The 19546-nt window shown below is 36.0% G+C and carries 17 protein-coding genes; 7 read left to right on the plus strand and 10 right to left on the minus strand.

The genetic code is table 11. The features are described 5' to 3' along the window. Positions 1-227 precede the first annotated feature (227 nt). The 3 genes from BTM29_RS01940 (at position 228) to BTM29_RS01950 (ending at position 3117) form a co-directional block, all read left to right on the plus strand. Positions 228-1358, plus strand: coding sequence for a 5-methyltetrahydropteroyltriglutamate--homocysteine S-methyltransferase (locus tag BTM29_RS01940; protein ID WP_076613893.1), 1131 nt, complete (start codon positions 228-230; stop codon positions 1356-1358). Next, complete coding sequence (locus BTM29_RS01945) at positions 1358-2488, plus strand: 5-methyltetrahydropteroyltriglutamate--homocysteine S-methyltransferase (protein ID WP_164510785.1); 1131 nt, start codon at positions 1358-1360, stop codon at positions 2486-2488. The genes BTM29_RS01940 and BTM29_RS01945 overlap by 1 nt, the downstream gene beginning before the upstream one ends. Positions 2489-2733: 245 nt before the next feature. Continuing rightward, on the plus strand, positions 2734-3117 hold the full coding sequence (locus BTM29_RS01950) for a YxeA family protein (RefSeq protein ID WP_076613895.1): 384 nt from the start codon (positions 2734-2736) through the stop codon (positions 3115-3117). A gap of 113 nt (positions 3118-3230) precedes the next feature. Here the strand turns inward: BTM29_RS01950 and BTM29_RS13030 are convergent, their stop codons facing one another. The 4 genes from BTM29_RS13030 to BTM29_RS01965 all read right to left on the minus strand — a co-directional run bounded on the left by BTM29_RS13030 (position 3231) and on the right by BTM29_RS01965 (position 7838). Beyond that, positions 3231-3365 carry a hypothetical protein gene (locus tag BTM29_RS13030; RefSeq protein WP_257787695.1) on the minus strand — a complete coding sequence of 45 codons (135 nt, stop codon included), beginning with the start codon at positions 3363-3365 and terminating at the stop codon, positions 3231-3233. 179 nt (positions 3366-3544) lie between these two features. Further along, on the minus strand, positions 3545-5011 hold the full coding sequence (locus tag BTM29_RS01955; protein ID WP_083685897.1) for an MFS transporter: 1467 nt from the start codon (positions 5009-5011) through the stop codon (positions 3545-3547). A 204-nt stretch (positions 5012-5215) separates the two neighbouring features. After that, complete coding sequence (locus BTM29_RS01960) at positions 5216-6145, minus strand: DUF7916 family protein (RefSeq protein WP_076613896.1); 930 nt, start codon at positions 6143-6145, stop codon at positions 5216-5218. Between the two features lie 358 nt (positions 6146-6503). After that, on the minus strand, positions 6504-7838 hold the full coding sequence (locus BTM29_RS01965; RefSeq protein WP_076613897.1) for a PTS sugar transporter subunit IIC: 1335 nt from the start codon (positions 7836-7838) through the stop codon (positions 6504-6506). A 385-nt stretch (positions 7839-8223) separates the two neighbouring features. On the opposite strand from BTM29_RS01965, the gene BTM29_RS01970 reads away from it, so the two are divergent. The 3 genes from BTM29_RS01970 to pcp are packed head-to-tail and all read left to right on the plus strand — an operon-like array spanning position 8224 to position 10485. Continuing rightward, a complete protein-coding gene (locus BTM29_RS01970; RefSeq protein ID WP_076613898.1) occupies positions 8224-8880 on the plus strand; it encodes a DUF969 domain-containing protein in 657 nt (218 codons plus the stop codon). A gap of 20 nt (positions 8881-8900) precedes the next feature. Beyond that, positions 8901-9818: a DUF979 domain-containing protein gene (locus BTM29_RS01975; RefSeq protein ID WP_076613899.1), complete on the plus strand. Its 918-nt coding sequence runs from the start codon at positions 8901-8903 to the stop codon at positions 9816-9818. A 19-nt stretch (positions 9819-9837) separates the two neighbouring features. Further along, positions 9838-10485: a pyroglutamyl-peptidase I gene (gene pcp, locus BTM29_RS01980; RefSeq protein ID WP_076613900.1), complete on the plus strand. Its 648-nt coding sequence runs from the start codon at positions 9838-9840 to the stop codon at positions 10483-10485. 96 nt (positions 10486-10581) lie between these two features. Here pcp and BTM29_RS01985 read toward each other — a convergent pair whose 3' ends face one another. From BTM29_RS01985 to BTM29_RS01995, 3 genes are read right to left on the minus strand one after another with little or no spacing between them, the layout of a single operon-like run. Then, on the minus strand, positions 10582-10863 hold the full coding sequence (locus tag BTM29_RS01985) for a SemiSWEET family transporter (RefSeq protein ID WP_076613901.1): 282 nt from the start codon (positions 10861-10863) through the stop codon (positions 10582-10584). Between the two features lie 8 nt (positions 10864-10871). Continuing rightward, complete coding sequence (locus tag BTM29_RS01990; protein WP_076613902.1) at positions 10872-12344, minus strand: glycoside hydrolase family 1 protein; 1473 nt, start codon at positions 12342-12344, stop codon at positions 10872-10874. Next, positions 12345-13253 (minus strand): ROK family protein, encoded by a 909-nt coding sequence (locus tag BTM29_RS01995; RefSeq protein ID WP_076613903.1) that lies wholly within the window; start codon positions 13251-13253, stop codon positions 12345-12347. It lies immediately after the preceding gene. Positions 13254-13373: 120 nt separating this feature from the next. Here BTM29_RS01995 and BTM29_RS02000 point away from each other — a divergent pair, with 120 nt between their 5' ends. Next, positions 13374-14486: a helix-turn-helix domain-containing protein gene (locus tag BTM29_RS02000; protein WP_076613904.1), complete on the plus strand. Its 1113-nt coding sequence runs from the start codon at positions 13374-13376 to the stop codon at positions 14484-14486. A gap of 31 nt (positions 14487-14517) precedes the next feature. On the opposite strand, the gene BTM29_RS02005 is transcribed toward BTM29_RS02000, so the two are convergent. From BTM29_RS02005 to BTM29_RS02015, 3 genes are read right to left on the minus strand one after another with little or no spacing between them, the layout of a single operon-like run. Further along, positions 14518-15381, minus strand: coding sequence for an alpha/beta hydrolase (locus BTM29_RS02005; protein WP_076613905.1), 864 nt, complete (start codon positions 15379-15381; stop codon positions 14518-14520). 10 nt (positions 15382-15391) lie between these two features. Then, on the minus strand, positions 15392-16603 hold the full coding sequence (locus BTM29_RS02010; RefSeq protein WP_076613906.1) for an MFS transporter: 1212 nt from the start codon (positions 16601-16603) through the stop codon (positions 15392-15394). 2 nt (positions 16604-16605) lie between these two features. Next, complete coding sequence (locus tag BTM29_RS02015) at positions 16606-19407, minus strand: family 78 glycoside hydrolase catalytic domain (protein ID WP_076613907.1); 2802 nt, start codon at positions 19405-19407, stop codon at positions 16606-16608. Between the last annotated feature and the right edge of the window lie 139 nt (positions 19408-19546).

Genomic DNA, 19546 nt, shown 5'->3' on the forward strand with positions numbered 1-19546 from the left:
CAAAAGTTGATCGAAGATGAGCTTGGAGTCTTACCTAGGTGAAAGCCAAAGGTACGCAAGGATGCGATATCATCCCGGACATGTTAGTGTCGTTGAGGTATTTTGGGTAATCAAAATACGAATTAGGGTGGTACCACGGTAATCGTCCCTACATTACAGAGTAATTCTGTGTATGTAGGGACGATTTTTTTTATTTTAAATTTAAAAATTCTCAGGAGGAAAATATTATGACAAAAACACAAACAAAAATCGGTTTTCAACACGTTGGTAGTTTTTTGAGACCAGATGTATTAAAACAAGCTAGAAAAGACTTCGAAGACAAAAAAATAGATCAAACAACCTTGTCTGAAGTTGAAGATGAAGCAATCAGGGATTTGGTTACTAAACAAAAGAACGCTGGATTAGATTATGTTACCGATGGTGAATTCAGACGATCATATTGGCATCTTGATTTCTTCTGGGGATTTGAAGGTGTCGGACATACTGAAGCTGATGAAGGATATGACTTTTCAAGAGGTAGATCACGAAATGACACTGCCGTCCTAACTGATAAAATCAGCTTCAACAAAGATACTCACCCATTCATCCAGCACTTCAAGTTTCTCAAGTCAGTCACTGACGATATCGGTGGTGTCCTTCCTAAACAAACGATTCCAGCTCCCGCACAATTGTATCGTGAGTTGACTCGTGACAAGAACGAAGATGCTCTCAAGCGTATCTATCCTAACGAAGAAGATCTATATGCCGATGTAGAAAAAGCTTATCACGATGCACTTCTAGCCTTTTACGAAGAAGGTGCACGTGTGATTCAATTGGACGATTGTTCTTGGGGTAGATTGTTGGACAAGAAATTTGTCGCAACTCCTGAGGGTAAAAAGCTAGTGGATGGACGTGTTCAAGATATTTATTTGGAACTAAATAATGGCGCTATAAAAGATCTACCTGATGATTTAACGATCAACACTCACATTTGTCGTGGTAACTTCCACTCTGACTTTCTTTTCTCCGGTGGTTATGGTCCTGTTGCTGACAATCTCTTTGGAAAAGAAAATGTTGACACTTATTTCTTGGAATATGATTCCAAGCGTTCTGGTGGTTTTGAACCTCTAGCTAAAGTATCTGGTGACAAACGTGTAGTTCTTGGTCTGATCACTTCTAAAACAGGTGAATTAGAAGACCGTCAAAGTATCATTGATAGGATCAAAGAAGCCAGTCAGTATCTTCCATTAGATAGATTATGGCTATCAACTCAATGTGGCTTCGCTTCTACTGAAGAAGGTAACGTTATTACAGATGAACAACAATGGGCAAAACTTGCCTTGGTAAAATCAATTCAAACAGAAATTTGGGGTAAATAATTATGACAAAAACAACAACTAAAATCGGATTCCAACATGTAGGAAGCTTCTTAAGACCAGATGTTTTGAAACAAGCTAGAAAGGATCTCGCAAATGGTACGATTGATCAAAGCGAGTTAACTGACATTGAAGACGAATCCATTCGTGATCTAGTTTCTAAAGAAAAGAATGCTGGACTAGACTATGTTACTGATGGTGAATTCCGTCGTTCATATTGGCACCTAGACTTTTTCTGGGGCTTTGAAGGAATCGACCATATTCATTATGGTAAAGGCTACAACTTCGCCCATGAAGAGACACGTGACGACACGGCTATCTTATCTGGTAAAATCAAATTCAATGCCAATACACATCCCTTTATCAAACACTTCCAGTTCCTGAAGTCAGTTACCGATGACCTGGGTGGTGTAATCCCTAAGCAAACTATCCCAGCCCCTGCTCAACTCTACATTGAACTAGTTCGTGGGACCAATGCTGACAAGATAAAGGAGTTTTACGATACTGATGAGGATTTATATAAAGATATCAAAAAAGCTTATCACGACGCTATTTTGGCCTTCTACGACGAAGGTGCACGTGTCATTCAACTAGATGATTGTTCATGGGGCTTGTTCCTTGACGCAGGCTTCTTAGCTACTCCAGATGGTAAGGCTTATGCAAACTCTGGTATCCAAGATATTTTACTAGATTTGAATAACGGTGCTATTGAGGATTTGCCAGATGATTTAACGATCAATACACATATCTGCCGTGGTAATTATCACTCTGACTTTGCCTTTGCTGGTGGATATGGTCCTGTTGCTGATACAGTCTTTGCCAAGGAGAATGTTGATACTTATTTCCTAGAATATGATTCAACTAGAGCCGGTAATTTTGAGCCACTTGCCAAGGTATCTGGTGACAAACGTGTGGTTCTTGGCTTGATTACTACTAAATCAGGTGACCTTGAAGATCGTCAAGTGATTATTGATCGTATCAAAGAAGCCAGCCAATATCTTCCTTTGGACAGACTATGGCTATCAACTCAATGTGGCTTTGCTTCTACTGAAGAAGGTAATGTTTTAACTGAGCAACAAGAATGGGACAAGCTTGCTCTTGTTAAATCTATTCAAGAAGAAGTTTGGGGTTGATTTAAATATATGTAAACGTTTCCGAAAAGAGTTATAATGGGTTTGTAAAGAAATTCATTAGATTGTTGGAGGTGTTGATCATGCTAGATATTATTGCTGATATTTTCAACAAAATTGTAGACTATACAATCAACTTCGATTGGTGGGGACTTAAGTAGCTTACGATTTTGTAAGAAGAATGTAAGTGAAACAAATGTAGAATTTACCAAAAAAACTTTAGTATATTTCTCAGGAGGTAAGGATAAATGAGAAGTCTACTAAAGTTTTTATTATTATCAGCTACTATTATAGGATTGGCGTACGTTGGGGCCTGTGCGTACACTAGGGACCGTACGGACCAATTTTCCCAGGCACTGGGACAATACAACTTCTTGGTCAAAAAAGAAGCACGCTACGTAAAAATCGATAATGCCAAAGGTCGTGATGAAGATGGCTATGGCAACTACAATTATAATCTGGCTAGTTACGATGCAGATGGTGATGAGCACCCTATCCAGTTCACAGGGATGGGCAAATTAAAACAAGATCATTACTTAGAAGTAACTACTAAAGGTGCTTATGTTTATACTTACAAAGAAGTTTTCAAAAAAGATATGCCCAATAATGTTTACGATAAATTAAATAATTAGAGATTTGTATGAAAAAATGCCTTGGCAGTCACTTTCGTGATAACTAAGACATTTTTTTTGAAATTATTCGAAAAAAAAAGCCAACAAAATTTAATTTGTTAGCAAAACCGCTATTATTTAGCAGCTTTTTCATCACGACTCTTAAGGAATTCTTTAACGGCTTGAGTTTTTGCCATGCGTTCTTCACCGTTCTTAGAGTTAACGGGACGGCGGTGGCCTGTATAGCCTTTATGTGTATTTTGTGACATCTAAATCCCTCCTCCCTTTTCTAGTATTGTCTTATTATTCAACCCTATTATTGTAAAGGAATCTGTCAAATTATTCAACAACTAATTTATATTATATTTTGATTTAAAAAAAGGCCAATCGATATATGCTCGATCAGCCAAAGAAAACCGTATCAATTGTTTTCATTTAATTTATAATTTTAACCTAAATCATTTTCAGTTTCTAGTTTGCTCGCTTTATTAGTTGATTCTTGTCTATCTTTCTTTTCAACGTAATCTTTAGAATGTACGCGGAATGCTAATAAGAATCCTAAGACGGCCAATACTAATGTAAAGGCGAATCCATAGTGAGCACCATTTGTGAATGCTAGTGAAGTTGAGTGTCCACCATTAGCGAAGTAGCTGTTTTGACCAGCACTCAACAATAGTGTAGCGACACCTGTAGCTACGGCACCAATAACTTGTTGGAAAGTATTGATGATAGCTGAACCATCGGCTGATTGATATTCATTCAATGAATTCAATCCATAAGTTTGTGATGGTGACATTGCTAGTGGCACACCGATCATAAGAACGATATGGGCAGCAATGATATAACCTAGTGAACTGTTCTGATTACTAAATAAGAACATAACAGCACCAATTGCTGAAACTAAGAAACCAAGACGTGCCAACCATTTTGCACCGATACTATCGTATGCACGACCAGCACCAAATGATACAGCAGCATTAATAATACCACCTGGTAACATAACAACTCCTGTTAATGCAACTGCTACTCCAAGTCCATTTTGTAGGTACATTGGTAGTATATACATAGCAGACAATGTAATACCAAAGTTAAGCATAACAAGCACTGAACCAGTAACGAATTCAGGTCTACGTAATACGGCAAAGTCCAAAGTTGGAGTCTTTGCTTTCAATTGTTGTCTGATATAAACAACTAATAAAATTACACCCGCAATTAATGAAACAATTGCGACTGGAACATTACTACTTAAATAACTAACACCAAAGACGATTAAGCCAAAACTGATTGTTGAAAGGAAAATAGCTAGCCAATCAACAGCTGGTTTAGTTACTTCGAAGACATTTGTTAGATTCTTTTCCATAAATACTAATGCTATTAATAGGAAGACAATGAATGAAACAAAGATCCATCTCCATGAAGCTACACCTAAGATAATACCGGAGATTGTTGGTCCGATAGCTGGTGCAAACATGATAACAAGTGCTGCAGCACCAAGAGCGGCACCTAGCTTGTTAGGTGGGAAAATTCTCATAGCAATTGAGAACATTAATGGCAAAATCAACCCTGTAGCGATACCTTGGATCATACGGCCAATTAATAAAATAGCGAAACTTGGTGCAATCGCTGCAATAATTGATCCGATAATGAAGTCAAGTATTCCGAAACGAACTAATCCCCTAGTTGAGAAATGTTTAGTTAATAAACTTGAAAGTGGTAGGACGATGGCAATGACAAGCATATAGCCTGTAACTAACCATTGTGCTGTACCAGTTTCGATAGAAAAAGCTTTCATAATAGATGGAAGAGCAATATTTAATGATGTTTCACTAAACATTCCTACGAATCCACCGATCAAAACACCCATTAAAGCCAAATATGGATGCTCTGGTTTTGTATTGATTTGAGATTTACTCATAGTTACCTCCGTTTTTGTTGCAACAGTGGATTAATATACCAGAAAAAAAAAGTTTTCGTAAGTTTTTTCTGAAAATTTTTTTATTTGTTTACAAAAATTGGCATAATTTCGTTGTATATAGAGGTAGGAATGCGGTTTCTTGTTATGAAAAAAATATCGATTGAGAAAATTTTGATTTCTCAACCGATATTTTTTTAATAAGCCTTATCTATTAATGGAACGAGCCATTCTTTGAATAGCATGACGTTCACCACGAATAGCTTTACTTAGTGCATAGATATTATCAATTGGTGATTGAATTCCCCATGCAGCGTCTCCGATATGTTGAATATCAACACCAATAATCTTATTTCTAATGGCGATATTCTCGATATAGCTTGCACCAGAACCTTCTTGACTAGTACCGATTGTACTCATTACCAGAGCATTTTTGCTATGAGCTAATTTAACGATTTCTTTCAACTCTGCATCATCTAACTCTGGAACTGTACCAACTGCAGGAACCAAAATAACATCAGCACCAGCTTCCAAGAAGCTTTCAGTTGCCTCTTTACTTACGACTGGCTCATTAACACCGGCACCATGCATCTTACCAGCGATGACTAGGCCTTTGAAATTAGCCTTTGCAACCTTGATATTGGCTGCAATTTGAGCATTTGTCACACCAGTTCCTGGATTACCAGTTAAAACAACAAAGTTGAATCCTAATTTAGCGACCTCTTTAATGGTCTTCTCACTGGCCATTCTGCCTTCAGGAATAATCAATCTATCTTCTGACATATCGGCATTAGGATCAACGGGTTCAAGGTTAACACCAATAGGTCTTCCAACTAATTTTTGCAATTTTTTAATACTTTGTCCATCATGATGTGCTTTAGCTGTTGCTAGAGTGCCTTCACCCTCATATAATCCCAATATCAATGGGTTCAAAACATCTAAGCCGTTTAACAGAATCAAATCTGCACCAAAGGCTGCCGCAATTTCTGAAGTTGTTAATCCATCTAGTGCTTCGTGGCCAACGACGTTTTCGCTTAAAACGACACGACCTTCACTGGCTTTGATACTTTGCTTTAATTCTTGGCCGTTCATTGCTAAGACTTCACTTGTATTTGCACTAATTAATCTTTTTACCATACTTGGTTCTCTCCTTGATTGTTTTTTTCTTAAACTGGTTACAATAACTGATTGTGTTAACTTTATTATCCACTAATTTCATTAAGTTAAAATGCATGTTAAGGCGCTGTTTATTTTTGTTTCCTAAACGAGCTGCGCAAAGCAACTTCCTGTGCTTACTACGATTAACGATTGCGTCAACTTCGTTGCCACTATCATTAACCTAGGTAATGCTCAGAAGTTAACCGCTTTGCTCCGCTCTCTATTTTTGCGCAAAGCAACTTCCTGTGCTTACTACGATTAATAATTGCGTCAACTTCGTTGCCACTATCATTAATCTAGGTAATGCTCAGAAGTTAACCGCTTTGCTCCGCTCTCTCTAGATTTCTCCAGCTTCTTCAAGCTTTTGTTGTTTATTCAATGTGTACATGAATGGGAAGTAGATAATTACATCTAATACGACATTGACTAATTGTAATACTGAACCTGTCCAACTATTTGTTGCTAAAAATCCAGAAATAACTGGAGGCATTGTCCAAGGTACAACGGCTCCTATTGGTAATGGAACGATTCCTGTCTTCATGGCAAAATATGTTGTGATTGCATTGACGATTGGAGCTAATACGAAGGCGATTACTAGTGTTGTATTCAAAACAACTGGTAGACCAAACATTGTTGGTTCGTTGATATTGAATAATCCTGGTGTAATTGTCAATGGTGCTAGGATCGTGGCTTGTTTACTGGCTTGGTGTGTAATTACTAAAATACCGATACATAATACCAATCCGATTGTGGCACCGCCACCACCCATATATACAAAGTTATCAATAAATGGTTGTGTAATAATGTGTCCACCATGTGCAAGATCAAGGTTACCAGCCTTGAACAATAGACGGTTGGCATCAGTATTCATCAGCCAAATTGGTTGAATGATTGGATTGATGATGTTCCCACCATGGATACCAACAAACCAGAACAAACTGTTAAGCATAATAGCTACAACTGTCCCGCCTAATGTATCTCCTAATAAACCTAGTGGTTTCGACAAAATATTTAATAATAGTTCATGGGCATTACCGATTCCTGTCCATTCAAGAACTGCATAGATCAAACCGAAAAACATAATAATAACGGCACCTGGAATTAAGGCGCTGAATGACTTAGAAACGGCCGGTGGAACTGTTTCCGGCATCTTAATTTGAATATCGTGATTAATAAACCATTGGAACACATATCCTGTGATCAAACCTATAATAAGTGCGATAAATAAACCTTTACTACCTAAGTATCCATAAGGCATACCTTCTAGCGGAACTTTGTCCCCACTCATAATACTTGGTGTAAGTACGAAGAATGATGAAACAGCAATAACACCAGCTGATTTACCATCAGTCTTATATTGCTCAGCATAACTCGATGCAATACCAAATGCACCAATCACACCTAATAGTCCAAATGAACCATTAGTGATTTTGTTGAACACATCAGCAACAGATACACCATGCGAACTTGTAGCTGCAATCCAATTTGTCCATGCGGTTATTGGTAAACTTCCTAAAATAAGAAATACCGAACCAACAATGATCAGTGGCATTGATAACGCTATACCATCACGAATGGCAATCAGTGGTTTAAATCCACCAATTTTAACAGCAACAGGCATCAATTTTTTCTCAACGAATTCACTGATTCCTGAGTTTTTTTCCTTTGACATAGATCTCACTCCCTCAACTAGTTTTGTAATCGATTACAGCTGAAGTGTAGCATTGCGGTATAGTCCCATTCAAGAAGTAAATATAAATTTATTGATTTTTGATATATTTATAATGCTTACAATCCCGTAATTTGGGTATCGAATTGATATTATTTTTTTTATTAAATTTATTTTCTAATTTATAGTTATCTCACTATTCGTGATTAATTTGAACCATAAAGTGATGAATTGAATTCAGGCAAATAATCTAACATCGAGCAAAACTTTTATTAGAAAATTCTTCACTTTTCTAATGTATCGCTGTATTATTAGAACAATATTAACAATAAGAAAGGCGAACATTATAACTTTCGAGTTTTAATTTGTTCGCTAGAGGCAAAATTATATGGAATATCTCAAATTAATCGGCATTGTAATCATTATATTAGGTTTTGCCCTCCATTTTGATACATTGGCCGTTGTTATTACAGCAGCTTTGGCAACTGGATTGGCATCTGGAATGTCAATTACTCACTTGCTTTCATTACTCGGACAAGGATTCATGGACAATAGAATGGTCTCACTTTTCCTAATAACTCTTCCAATGATTGGAGTCGTTGAAAGACATGGCTTAAAGCAAGCTGCAGTAAACGGAATATCCAAACTCAAGCACCTTTCACCGGGTAAAATTTTGAATCTTTATCTAGCTATCAGAGAGATAACTTGTGCCTTTGGTATTGCACTGTCTGGTCAAGTTCAGTTCATTCGTCCCTTGATTAATCCTATGGCACAAGCTTCTGCCAGTGTTAAAGGAGCTTTATCTCCAAAAAAGGTCGATTTGATAAAGGGCCAGTCAGCCGCAATTGATAATATTGGTAACTTTTATGCCCAAAACCTCTTCATTGCATCCAGTGGCGTATTGTTGATGTCTAGCACGATGAAATCCCTAGGACATGCAGTCTCACCAAATGAGATTGCTCTATATTCAATTCCTGTAGCTTTAATCGCTTTTGTTCTAACATTTTATTACAATATGAGATTTGATAAGAAGCTACAAAATTAATTTTAAGGGGATCATCTCTAATGAACACAAATAATATTTTAGAGTTTTTCTACATGTTGATCGGTTTGATTATGTTATTTTCTAGTATCGAATCATTCCGTGATAAAGAGAATCCTGCCAGAATTGGTACAGGTCTATTTTGGTTGATACTAGCTGTCATATTCGCCTTTGGTGAAGCAATACCAAGTTTTATCGTTGGAATCTTAGTTGTTTTGATTGGGGTCCTTTCATTATTCAAACAAGTAAAAGTCGGACGTATCAAGGAAGTAGACAGCAAAGTAGCTGAGAAATCTGCCAAAAAATTGGGTGCTTGGTTGTTCTTTCCAAGTGTTGTTTTAGCAATCTTGTCCGTCTCGATCGGACAATTTACTTCACTTGGTGGACAAGTCGGTATTGGTATTGCCTCAGTTGTTTCGTTGATCATCGCTATAATCATGACCAGATCCAGTGGTAAAACTGCTTATCATGATAGTGAGAGAATGGTTAGATCAGTTGGTACTGCCGGTATTCTACCGCAACTACTGGCCACTTTAGGTGTTATCTTCACCGCTTCTGGAATTGGGGACTTAATTTCCAAATCTATTTCAGGAATTTTCCCAGTTGGTAATCATCTACTCGGAGTCATCTTATACGGTGTTGCCATGGCTGTATTTACAATGATCATGGGGAATGCTTTCGCTGCCTTTGCGGTTATCACGGCTGGTATCGGTATACCGTTCATAGTCATGCAAGGTGGTTCACCCATTGTTGTTGCCGCATTGGGGATGACTTGTGGATATTGTGGTACTTTACTGACACCAATGGCTGCCAATTTTAATTCACTGCCAGTGGCTTTAATGGAAATGAAAGATAATCTCGGTGTCATAAAGCAACAGATACCAATTGCCTTCTCATTATTAGCTATTCAAATAGTTCTCATGTATGTACTAGCATTTTAAAAAATTAAGGAGAAAATTTATGAAAATTTTAGTTACAGGCTTTGATCCATTCGGTACCGACAAAATCAATCCAGCTATTGAAGCAGTCAAAAAACTTCCTGACAATATTTCTGGTGCAGAAATTATCAAACTGGAGATCCCAACGATTTTTAATAAATGTGCTGAAGTAGTACACAAAAAAATTGAAGAAGTTAAACCAGACTACGTCTTAGATATCGGACAAGCCGGTGGACGCTTTGCGTTAACACCTGAACGAGTAGCTATTAACTTTGACGATGGAAGAATCAAGGACAACGCCGGATATCAACCTAGAAATACTCCAATCCATGAAGACGGTCAAAACGCCTACTTCACACAATTGCCAGTTAAAGCTATGGCAACTGCCATTCAAAATGCTGGACTGCCCAGTTATGTCTCAACTACTGCCGGCACATATGTCTGCAATCACATCATGTATCAAGTCCAATACTTCATTGATAAGGACTTCCCTGACTTAAAAGCTGGATTTATGCACATTCCATTTTTGCCTGATCAAGTTGTTGACAGACCAGGTACAGCTTGCTTGTCGCTGGACGATGATGTCCGTGGTATCACTGCTGCTATTGAGGCTATTGTTCAACGTGATGGTAAGGGTGATCTGGATGTTATTGGTGGTAGTGTTGATTGATTAGATGATAGTAATAGTTTTGAATACTTGAAATAAAAAAGATTCTCATCGTTTTTGATGAGAATCTTTTTATTTCTTACGGATATTAATTGTAAATCATAGTGCCGTTACAAAAGTTAAAATGCCTAAAACAATTCCAGGTAGATTAGCGATTATTACTGGCCAATCCTTTTTTCTTTTCAATAATCCGTAAGAAACCCACAAAGTGCTGTTCAAGGCGGCACATAACGGCTGTAAAGGGCTGCCTTTACTACCAGCCAAATTATTCATTATTTGTGGAATATAAGAAACATACATTAGTATCGAGAAGATTGTTGCTAGTCGACTAACATAAAACAACATATTTTTATTTGCTCTTTGAATTTTTGGTTGATTCATATTTTCCCTCAATATTTCAAATTATCACTAGATAGCATTCTTCCATTAGTATCAATAACACGTTTGTACCATTCAAAAGATTTCTTCTTAGTACGTTTCATAGTTCCATTACCCTGATCATCTAAATCTACATAAATCATTCCATATCTTTTTGACATTTGACCAGTTGAAGCACTAACTAAGTCAATACATCCCCAGGGAGTATATCCAATAATATCAGCACCATCAGATATTGCATCTCCAATGGCTTTGATATGGGATCGTAAATAATCAATCCGATAATCATCGTAAATTTTACCGTTATCTTCAACTTTGTCCTTAGCACCTAATCCATTTTCAACCACAAAAATAGGCTTTTGATAGCGATCATACAACTCATCCAAAGCAATTCTTAATCCAGTTGGATCAATTTGCCAATCCCAATCATTGACCTTCAAAAATGGATTTCTGACACCACCCATCAAATTTCCGGCTACTTGCTCATTAGAAATCCCAGTAACCTCAACTACAGTCGACATGTAATAACTGATAGAAATGAAATCTACTGGATAATTCTTAATCTGTTGCAAATCAGGTTCCGTGATTTCTAAATCAGACATTTCAAAACCATACTTAGAAAACAAACGCTTTGTATATGCTGGATATTGTCCGCGAATTTGGACATCTCCACAGAAATAATTGAAATCTTGATTATTTTGCAAGTTTGCTAACTGATTCCTTGGATCAGAATTATATGCATAAGAAGTCGCATATAACAGCATACAGCCAACCTTGATTTTTGAATTGAAATGGTGTGCAATTTCGACCGCCTTAGCACTGGCAACGAATTGGTTATGCCAAGCTTGGAAGACATTTTGCTTGTCATTACCTCCATTACTTGGAACTAATCCTTGACCCATAACAGGATGCTGCATAGCAGAATTGATCTCATTAAAAGTTAAGAAGTAATGAACCTTATCACCAAATGACTCGATGACTGTCTTGGCATATCTTTCAAAGAAACCAATCAACTGACGATTCTTCCAGCCTCCGTAGTCCTTAGCCAAAGTTAGGGGCATCTCATAATGAGATAACGTAATCACAGGTTCAATTTTATATTTCAAACATTCCTCAATGATGGCTCCGTAGAACTTCAAACCAGATTGATTAGGTTCTTTTTCATCTCCACGAGGATAAATACGACTCCAAGCAATAGAAAAGCGATATGATCTAAATCCCATTTCAGCAAACAAAGCGATATCTTCTCGATAATTATGGTAATGATCAATTCCCAAATGATTTGGATAATTATATTTTTGCTCATCAATTTGCCATTTGAAATCTGGTGATTGAACTACTTCAAATCGTTGCTTTCCTCCGGGAAGTGCATCAGCTATGGACAAACCGCGGCCATCTTGATTGAAACCACCTTCCAATTGATTAGCAGCCGTAGCTCCTCCCCACATGAACTCTTTAGGAAATTCATAATTACTTTTTTTCATTTATACACTACCTACACTTTTAAATTCTTTGTCACCTATTTCAAATTTTGAAATAGCACCGTATAAATTAGCATTATTATAAAATTTTGAACTGACAATTTTAGGCTTTTCTAAAGTTTGATCAACAAACTCATTCTCAGACCTTAATTCGTCAAAAGCTTGTTTTATACCTTCCACAACAATTTTTTGACGTGAAATCCCTCCACCAATAACATATTGATCTACATCCAATACTGTTTGCATATTGTGAATTAATAATGCAATACTCCAGCAAAAATCTTTAAATCGAGCTTGAGCAAAAACATCCTTATTTCTAATTAATTCAAATACTTGTGGACCATCATTTTGATCTACTAAATTATAATGACTAGCAATATCTTGAACTAGCCCTACTGCAGATCCTTTTCCACCCATTAAATTATCTTTATCAAACTTGCCACAACTCATGAAACTAACTTCACCAGCTTGGCAGTGGCTTCCATAAACTAAGTGATGATTCAAAACTATTCCAGAACCTACGCCAGTCCCTAGAACCAACATAACTCCATTATTAATGTCCTCCAATGAACCTTGCCACATTTCAGCTAAAGCAGCAGCCTTAGCATCATTTTCAACAAAGATGGGCAACTTTGTATCAAGTGCCTCTCCAAATGAGATGCCATCTAAAAAGGGAAGTGAACCTCCAAAGCTAACCCTTTTGTCTTTAGCATTAACTTTTCCAGGAACACTAATACCGATACCAGACGCTTGATGGAATTTTTGAATAATTTCATTAAGTCTCTTTAAGAATTCACTTTGCGAAGTCTTGATAGTATCTTCAGAATATTTCTTCAAAAGTTGTCCTTGATCGTTGATCAAGGCATATTTTAGTTTGGTTCCACCAATATCAAAGGCTAAATAGGTTTTCATTTATCTATCTCCTACTCTATTTACTATTACCATATTTTTTATTATCGTGATTCTGTTATTATTAATTTGTTAGTTATCACTTTTTTTTAACAAATAAAGCTTTTTAATTGAGGTACAAATATGAACTTTAAAACAATTACTGACTATTTCCATGATGCAACTAATCTATCGATCTTTATTTTTAACATCCAAAATAAAGATATTTATTTATCTAAAACTCCCATTACCCCGATGCTACCGAATAATCTCAAAATAAAATTACTTAATAATATCAATAAAGAAATAACAATCTCAATTTTTTCAAATATTGGTGCCATTGCTACTTTTCAACTGAATAATACAAAGTTCATTATTTGGGCCACTTCAAATGCCATTACAGGTAATGGAAAATACGATGATAAAATTCCATTAATTGACTTTAATACTTTTAAATCACAGTTGACTCTCTTCTACATATCCTTAACTCAAGACACCCCTACATTCTCTAGTAATCAACTAGATTTAATTGATTATGATATTATTGATCGTCCCAACCAACAAATCGAATCATTCAATGAACATAAGCCATCACACAATGGTTATCTAGCTGAACAAAAAATGTTACTTGGAGTTGAACATGGTAATCTCAATGAATTCAACGACAATTACGTTAATTTCATGAATAAAGGTAACTTCGGAGTTCTATCTCCTGATGATCTACGAAGTAAAAAGAATATTACTGTGGCTGCAACAACCTTATTTACCCGTGCTGCCATTCGTGGTGGTATGTTTGCTGAAGATGCCTATAATTTGAGCGACGAATGTATTAAAAAGACCGAGTCCATCAGAAATATCACTAATATTTACGAATACACACGAACGATTGGTGAGAGATTTGTTAAAAATGTTGCTCAAATCAAGCGTCAGAACATTCCCTCAATCATTTATCGTGCTCAAGAGTATATTTATGATAATTTATCTACTGTAGAAGATGTCGGAGAAATTGCCCAAAGTGTGGGCTGCAGTAAATCTTACTTGATGCATCTCTTTAAAGACACCACCGGTATTAGCGTTATAGAATTTCTAACGGCTCAAAAGATACTTTCGGCTAAGCAATTGTTAATCTTCACACAATTACCAATCAATGAAATTGCCACCTTAATGGGTTATAAAAATCAGTCACAACTATCACGTACTTTCAAAAAAATGACCGGAGTATCACCCATTAACTTCAGAAAAAGCCAACATATTTAAAAATACTCGATTCGTTTTGAATCGAGTATTTTTATTTGAGAAAGTTAGCAATCTTATTCAAAGCTTGATTTGTCTCAGGCATATCGAATAAAACAAATACGTGGAATAAATCTTGCCAAACATTCCAAGTAACATCCACACCAGCTTTTTGGCAGAGATAATTCAATATTTTTGAATCATCATATTTAACTTCTTCACTACCACAATTGATCATTAATGGTGGAAAGTCAGTAAAGTCTCCATAAATTGGTGAAACTAGTGGATTTTTAGCATAAGGATTGTCAAAATATGGAACTGGATCGCCAGCTCCTAAAAGCATTGGGTCACGTTCTTGCATCAAAAACTCTGAGGCTACTGTATTAATCTGCGTAATAACTGGTGAAAAGACCGCAATTCTATCAGGCAAATCTTCACCAGCGGCTTTTAATTGCAGCGTTAGAGTTAACGCCAACGTAGCCCCAGCGGACTCACCGAATACGACAACATGTTGATACTTTTCTTTCAAGAATTTATACGCTGCAACTACATCCTCTTGAGCAGCGGGATGCTTAGCCTCAGGCCATTGTCGATAGTCGACTGAGAAACCGTCATAATTTAATCTATTTAACAGTCCAAAACAAAGATTTCTTCTTGATTTAACTGAACCTGTCGCATACATACCACCATGAATGAATAACAATACTGTGTCATCCTTACTATTATCTAATTGATAATATTCACCTTTAACTTCATCATGATATTCTTCTAATTTCATATTATTGGGAATTGGTACACCATTATGATTATCGGCATCAGTTCTCAAGAATGCCACCTGATCAGCTTTCAGACTGTCAGTTTGTTGTTGCTTAATAGTTTTAGCAATTTCAATTGCTTGTTTTGCCTGTTCACTTAACATGTTTTTACCTCTAATTTTGAGTTTTTATATTATTGGATAATTTATCAATTTCTTTATATTCCAATTTCGAATAATTAATACCTGCTACAGCTGAAAAAATGAACAATACTGCAAAGATAACTAAACCGGCTTCGAAAGTGAAACCAGGCTCTAAATTGTTAAATAATGACGAAATTCCTTTAGCAAAGTAAGGCGAAATTAATGTACCAACATTTGCACAAGTCATAACTACAGACGTTGAAAAAGCAACTTGACTCGCAGATGTCATTCTATTGATATTAGCAATCATTGATGACATAAAGACTGATACAGAAATACCTAACAAAATAACTCCAATTGCACTTACAAATAAAGAATGCGAAATACTTAATAGTAAAAATGATACTGTTGAAAATCCTAATCCGAATGTACTTGTGTATTTAAACCAATGCTTTTGAATATACATAAACAAGAATCCACCCGCAACCATTGCAAAGGCCATTAATCCAAGCAAGGTACTTGCATCAGACGCCGTTCCATAGTTTCTTGAAACAACTAACAAAGCAAACTTAATTGAAATGAAGGCAAATGTTGCATTGAAAAGGAAAGCAAATGTAGCTAATAACCAAATTTTTCCATCAACTTTTTTACTGCTCTTACTTTGACCACTATCAGTTACTGTTTCTGAAACCATTCCAATTGTCTTTGGTACATAAATACCAACTAAAAGAATAATTGGTAGAACAATTAAATAGACCCAATATGACATTTGCCAACCACCATTCAATAAAACACCAGCTGCAAAAGTCATGATAAACATTCCTAATCCTTGACAAACACTTGATAATCCAAGCATTTTTTGTTGATCACGTCCCTTATATAATTGAATAATTAAAGATTGTGAGAAAGACATCAGTAGACCAGTACCCAACCCTAGGACAACTCTTGACACAAGAATCAATGAGAAATTCATTGTAATTGCTGGAACAATTCCACCGATAAATATCAAAACCAACCCAGACATAATAGTTCTTTTGATGCCGATAAAATCTGCCACAATATTACTAATGGGTGTAAAAATAATAATTCCCAATGACGGAATTGTCATCAATAACTCAATAGTTGTAGGACTAATATTCGAAAAGCTCTTCATCATTAATGGTATGGTAGCAGCCGTTGCACCTGTACTAACCGTAAAGACAGACAATATCAAAATTGCAAAACGTGTCATTATTTTTTTCATAATTACTTATCCTTTTTTATTTGTTCAATTTTATAATCCATGAACATCTGATTAATTCGGTCAATCTGTGTTTGAGTTAATGGTGAAAAACCAATGCCTTTCATTTCTTGACTCAACTGCAAAATCGAATAATCTTTGAAATGTTCCATATTGCCAGGTAAATTGAGAAAACCCCAGAATGGAACCAGTTTATTTAACTTATTCGTAATATCTTTATTTCCAATGAACTTAGCCAATGCTGTATGGATGTCAAAGTTGTTCACCAACGGAGTTGTGGTTTGATAACTAATTTCATGGTGGCCATTTGTTAAAATATCTCCGTTCTCATGCTGCACCCCATCGGCTAGCCATGTTTTGGTCTTGGGTAATTCAACCACGGCAGACTGATTATAAGGTAAGTCCAGTATTACTTTGACTACACTACCTGAACTAGATATCTTCCAAGCCACTCTGACTTGTCCAGTAGTTAATTGTGTATAGCCTTCCATAGAACTAAACTTCGGACTAATTTCTGGTTTGATGACCAGTTGGTTGCCTTGTTTAATTCCTAATAAATATTCATAAGCCCACTGCATCACGGCACCAGTCGAATAATGATTTAATGAATTCATCCCATTATCATTAATTTTTCCATCTGGGTTAACCGAATCCCAACGTTCCCAAATAGTTGTAGCACCTAATTTGACCTGATAAAGCCAGCTAGGGTAATCCTCATTTAAAAACAATTGTACGGCTAGTTCATTTTGATTATTTTGTGATAATGCTGGTAGTAATGCCGGAGTTCCAACAAAACCAGTTGTTAAATGATTTCGATCTTTCTCAATTCTTTCTACCAATTTATCTGCTAATTTTCTTTGATCACCATGTGGGTATAGTCGTAGATTTAAACATATGGATAAAGCAGTTTGAGTATCTGTAATTAAACGACCACTTCCGGTAAAGAACTCAGTAATAAAGGATTCTTTTATCTTTTCTGATAGTAATTGATAATATTCATGTTCTCGTTTGGCATTTAAAACTTCAGCACTGTCAGCAACTATTTTGACCGATTGATAATAATAAGCACTGGCAATTAATTCATCTGGAGTTTTGCCTTTCAAATGCATAATATCTTCAGTATCTAAAGCCAACCAATCTCCTAGTTGATCTGCATCTAACCATAGAAATTCATTACGTGTTTGCTTAGCATAGTCATGAACCCAATCGACCCATGACATCATTGCTCCAAAATTCTGAAGTAAAACCGATTTGTCCTTGGTCCTGAGATAACTTATCCATGGAATAATAGTTGCAACATCACTCCAAACGGCTTTTCCACCATCGTCACCGTCAACAGCTGGTACGTAAAGTGGAACTTTTCCATTGTTGATGCTCTGCTCAACCGCTATATCATAAGAATATTTACGATTAAATTGGTAAGTATCCATGTTGTAACTAGCCGTTTTAGCAAAAATTGCTGCATCTCCGGTCCAACCTAATCGTTCATCACGTTGTGAACAGTCTGTCGGAACATCCATAAAATTACTCCGTTGCCCCCATTGAACATTACTGAATAATTGATTAACTAACTTATTATCTGATTTGATATTGCCAATTGATTCCATATCTGAATACAAGGCTCTGGCTTGAAAATTATCTACGTCAAAATCATTAGGAAAACCAATTAGTTTGACATATCTAAATCCAAAATAACTAAAATGTGGCCTTACTGGATGTACTTGTCCATCACTGACATAAGTAAAGGTGGCTCGAGCAGATCTTAAATTACCTCGATATAATTCACCATTTTGAATGATTTCACCATACTCTAATTCAACCTTGGTACCTTTAGGTAGTGTATTTTTGAAAGTAACCCAACCAGCCATATTCTGACCAAAATCTAGTACAACTCCATTACTTGGTGTGATGATTTTTTCTTTAACCCTAAATGATTCATGTTCTTTGATCGGTAAACTGAGGCGATCTTTTAAATGCTTGCTTGGTTGCTCAAAAGTCTTTAATAGTAATTTGTTTGCTAGGACTGTTTGATCAAGATCTTCACCATAATAAATTCCCGAATGAGTAATCTGCGAAGATTGAGCCTGCCAAGAATCATCCGTGCCAATATTGTGTTCAACTCCAGCATTATCGCTATAATCAATTTCAGCATTCGCCATCAAGGCATTACCATATTGGTTTGCCTTGCCACCATGCTCCTTGATACCTAATTTTCCTCGATACCAACCATCACCTAAACTAATCCTTATCGTATGCACCCCTGGTGATTGAAGGAACTTAGTAATATCATGAGTCGCAATTTGAACGTAATAATTATAATTAGTAAAACCTGGTGCTAAATATTCAGTTCCAATTTTTTGATCATCAATATAAACTTCATAAACACCTAAACCACTAACATATAGTCTTCCTTGAGAAACTTCCTTAGGTACATTTATTTGTTTAATTAAATTTAGTCCATGAATACTGGCATCATCAGTTCCAATCCATTGACTATTGTTAAACCCCGTCATCAATCCTGTTTCAAAAAACGCGCTTTTTGAAATTATTTCTTGGGTATCTTTTAATTCAAATTTCACATTATATCTGGTTTTACTTTGTAATTGAAAAACTGGTTTAAAAATTAAATCTTCGGCAATTTGCCATTCTGTTTTAAAAACAATTTCATTATCAGTAGTGATTATTAATCTTTTTTTCAAATTGTCGGGATATTTATCTGCATGAATCGTCCCATTAATGAATAGATCATTTAATTCAAATCCAATAGGATTGTTCATGTGGTTTATTCTTATTTGTTCAATCTCCAAATCATATTCCCCCAATCCATTTTACGTAATCGCTTACAATGAGTATGATATTCGTTATTCAAACGTTTAATTACTATATCGTGTTATTTTTTGGCTTATAGTGCTTATATCTTCGTAAAAAAAACCTCATTCTGTTTGG

Origin of the sequence: Companilactobacillus allii, from assembly GCF_001971585.1 — a bacterium.
Lineage (GTDB): Bacteria > Bacillota > Bacilli > Lactobacillales > Lactobacillaceae > Companilactobacillus > Companilactobacillus allii.